General features: G+C 72.1%; 3 protein-coding genes. 2 read left to right on the forward strand and 1 reads right to left on the reverse strand.

Going from position 1 to position 3948, the window contains the following annotated elements; genetic code table 11:
* Together ACWCO3_RS32395 and ACWCO3_RS32400 are read left to right on the forward strand one after the other, a co-directional pair.
* The coding region (locus ACWCO3_RS32395) for an acyl-CoA dehydrogenase family protein (protein ID WP_450013717.1) at positions 1-837 on the forward strand (837 nt) is incomplete at its 5' end.
* A gap of 170 nt (positions 838-1007) precedes the next feature.
* Positions 1008-2570 (forward strand): AMP-binding protein, encoded by a 1563-nt coding sequence (locus tag ACWCO3_RS32400; protein WP_357931629.1) that lies wholly within the window; start codon positions 1008-1010, stop codon positions 2568-2570.
* On the opposite strand, the gene purD is transcribed toward ACWCO3_RS32400, so the two are convergent.
* Positions 2561-3826 carry a phosphoribosylamine--glycine ligase gene (purD, locus tag ACWCO3_RS32405; protein ID WP_357931631.1) on the reverse strand — a complete coding sequence of 422 codons (1266 nt, stop codon included), beginning with the start codon at positions 3824-3826 and terminating at the stop codon, positions 2561-2563. The two genes, ACWCO3_RS32400 and purD, sit on opposite strands and share 10 nt — an antisense overlap.
* Positions 3827-3948: the final 122 nt, after the last annotated feature.

Consider the following 3948-nt stretch of genomic DNA (forward strand, 5'->3'; position numbering starts at 1 on the left):
TTCTGCACCACGGAGCCGGAAGCCGGCTCCGACGTCGGCGCGATGCGCACCCGCGCCGTCTACGACGAGGCCACCGACGAGTGGGTGCTGACCGGCCAGAAGGCGTACGCCACCAACGGCGGAATCGCCGGCGTGCATGTGGTCACCGCCTCGGTCGACCCCACGCTCGGCTCCCGGGGCCAGGCGGCGTTCGTCGTACCGCCCGGCACCCCCGGCCTGGCCGCCACCCGCAAGCTGCGCAAACTCGGCCTCCGCGCGTCGCACACCGCCGACGTCTTCCTCGACGGGGTACGCGTGCCCGGCCGCTGCCTGCTCGGCGGCAAGGACGCCCTCGACGAGCGGTTGGCCCGCGCCCGCTCCGGGCAACGGGCCACCGGACAGGCAGCCATGCGGACCTTCGAACTGTCCCGACCCACAGTGGGCGCGCAGGCACTCGGCGTGGCGCGAGCCGCCTACGAATACTCCCTTCACTACGCGAAGGACCGGGTCCAGTTCGGACGGCCCATCATCGAGAACCAGGCGATCGCGTTCACCCTGGCCGACATGCGGATGGAGATCGACGCGGCACGGCTGCTGGTCTGGCGGGCCTCGTGGATGGGGCGCAACAACCGCCCGTTCACCGCTGGCGAGGGCTCGATGTCCAAGCTCAAGGCCGGCGAGGTGGCGGTGTCGGTCACCGAGAAGGCGGTGCAGTTGCTCGGCGGGGCCGGCTTCCTGCGCGACCACCCGGTCGAACGCTGGTACCGGGACGCCAAGATCTACACCATCTTCGAGGGCACCTCCGAGATCCAACGACTGGTCATCTCCCGGGCGATCTCCGGGATGCAGATCCGCTGAGACCGACGCGGCCTTCCCGCCGAGCGCCCCACCAACCGTGCTGTCTTCGTCACCCCGTGCCGCCGCCGACTGGGCCCTCAGCCACGCCCAGTGCATGATCAAGGAGAGAAGCCCTGATGGACGGGGTGCCGCACCGCCCGTCCGCGTACCACCCCTAGGAGGTCTGCGGCATGGACCTGCCGTTCGTCGTCGCCACGCTGACCCGTCGCGGACTGCTCACCCCGGGCAGTCCGATCCGGGTCGCCTCGCAGCTCAACGCCCTGCGTACCTGGGGATGGAGCCTGGCGGGCGAGTTGCGTCAGGCGGCTGCCCGGGACCCCGGCCGAACTGCGGTCATCGACGAGGCCGGCGTCGAGCTGACCTACCACGACCTGCTCGACCGGGCCGAACGGATGGCCCGGTCGATGCGGGCCGGCCTTGGCGTGCAGACGGGCGACCGGATCGGCGTGCTCTGCCGCAACCACCACGGACTGATCGAGACGATCGTTGCCGCCACCCTGCTCGGCGTCGACGCGGTGCTGGTCAACACCGGGCTCAGCGCCGCCCAACTGGGCACCGTCGCCGAGGAGCAGCGACTGCGGCTGTTGGTGCACGACGACGAGTTCGCCGACCGGGTCCTCGGCCTTCCCGCCGAGCTGCACCGGCTCGACGAACGCGCCCGCGAGGAGCTGGTCGCCGGGGCACTGCCCGGTGACCTGCACCCGCCGGAGCGCGACGGCCGGATCATCGTGCTCACCTCCGGCACCACCGGCACGCCCAAGGGCGCCCGCCGGCCCACACCGAGCGGCTTCGGCCCGCTGGTGTCCATCATCGACCGGATCCCCCTGCACGCCCGGGACCGGGTGATGATCGCCGCACCGATCTTCCACACCTGGGGATTCGCCGCCCTCCAGGTGTGCCTGGCCCTGCGGGCCACCATCGTGCTGCACCGCCGCTTCGATCCCGCCGCCACGCTCGCCGCCCTGACGGCGAACCGGTGCGACGCGTTGTTCGCCGTACCCGTGATGGTGCAGCGGCTGATGGAGGTGCCCCCGCCGGACCCACGCCCCTCGCTCACTGTCGTCGCGGTCAGCGGCTCGGCCCTGCCCGGCGGGCTCGCTCCGAAGTTCATGGACGCCTACGGCGACGTCCTCTACAACCTGTACGGATCCACCGAGGTCTCCTGGGCGTCCATCGCCGGCCCGCAGGACCTGCGCCAGGCACCAACCACCGCCGGGCGTCCCCCGCACGGCACCCGGCTGGAACTGCTCGACGACGACGGCCGACCCGTGCCGGACGGACGGGTCGGACGGATCTTCGTCGGCAACGAGATGCTCTTCGAGGGCTACACCTCCGGTGCCAGCCGGGAAACCCGCGACGGCCTGCTCGACACCGGCGACCTCGGCCGGCTCAACGCCGACGGGCTGCTCTTCGTCGACGGCCGGGCCGACGACATGATCGTCTCCGGTGGGGAGAACGTCTTCCCCTCCGAGGTGGAGGATCTGCTCGCCCAACTGCCGCAGGTCCGCGAGGTGGCCGTGATCGGCGTGCCCGACCCCGAGTACGGCCAGCGCCTGTCCGCGTTCCTCGCCCTCCATCCCGGCGAGACGCTCGACCCCGAGGCGGTACGCGAGTACGTCCGGCACTACCTGGCACGCTTCTCGGTGCCCCGGGACGTGATCTACGTCAAATACCTGCCCCGCAACGCCACCGGCAAGGTGCTCGCCCGCGAACTACGCCGCTACTACGGCTGAACCGTCCCACCGGGGATGGTGATCCGCCCCTCGATCGCGGCTGCGGCGATGTCGGTGCGGTGCTGCGAACCGGGCAGGTCCACCCCGTCCACCAGCGCGTACGCGGCGTCCCGGGCGGCGGCCAGGTCGGCGCCGGTGGCCGTACCGCAGAGGACCCGGCCGCCCGCGGAGACCAGGGCACCGTCGTCGGCCCGGCGGGCGGTGCCGGCGTGGATGATGCCCGGCCGGTCCGCGCCGGTGATGACATCGCCGGTACGCGGCGCGGCCGGGTAGCCCTCGGAGGCGAGCACCACTGTCACGGCGCTGCCGTCGCGCCACCGCAGCGGCGGGTGCTCGGCCAGCGTGCCGGTGGCAGCGGCGTGCAGCAGCCCGGCCAGCGGGGTCTCCAGCAGCGCCAGCACCACCTGGGTCTCCGGGTCGCCGAAGCGCGCGTTGAACTCGATCACCCGAGGGCCGGCCGCGGTGATCGCGAGCCCGACGTAGAGCAGACCGGCGAACGGCGTGCCCCGGCGACGCATCTCCGCGAGCGTCGGGTGGACCACGTCGCGCATCACGTCGTCGACCAGGCCGGACGGGGTCCAGGCCAGCGGCGCGTACGCCCCCATGCCGCCGGTGTTCGGCCCGGTGTCGCCGTCGCCCAGCCGCTTGAAGTCCTGAGCCGGCAGCAGCGGCAACGCCGCCTCACCGTCGGTGACCACGAAGAGGCTGACCTCCGGGCCGTCGAGGAACTCCTCGACAACGACCCGTCCACACTCGCGGGCATGCGCCAGCGCTGCCGACCGGTCGTCGGTCACCACGACGCCCTTACCGGCGGCGAGCCCGTCGTCCTTCACCACGTACGGGGCACCGAACTCGTCCAGCGCCCGCGCGGTGCTCTCGTCGTCCGTGCAGACGTACGCCCGGGCGGTCGGTACGCCGGCGGCGGTCATCACGTCCTTGGCGAACGCCTTCGAGCCCTCCAGTTGGGCGGCCGCGCCGGACGGGCCGAACACGGGGATGCCCTTGGCACGTACCGCGTCGGCGACCCCGGCGACCAGCGGCGCCTCCGGCCCGATCACCACCAGGTCAGCCGCGGTCTCCACGGCCAACGCCGCCACCGCGGCAGGATCTGTCGGAGTCACCGTCCGCAGCTCAGCGAGAGAAGCGATCCCCGGATTACCCGGCGCGGCAATCAGCGCCGAAACGCCCGAATCCGCCACCAGCCCGAGCGCAAGCGCATGCTCCCGCCCGCCACCACCCACCAAAAGAACGCGCACGCCCGGCATCCTACTGCCCCCGTAGCGCCCACCCGCCGACCGTCGCCCCCGGCCGACTGCCGTTGATCATGAAGTTATTGCCATCCCGCTCGGCGTGTCATGGCAATAACTTCATGATCAAC

The organism is Micromonospora sp. NPDC002411, from assembly GCF_053592955.1.

Bases quoted from the DNA above. Each gene is read 5' to 3' on its own strand.
- ACWCO3_RS32400 (WP_357931629.1), top strand. From the start codon at position 1,008: ATGGACCTGCCGTTCGTCGTCGCCACGCTGACCCGTCGCGGACTGCTC.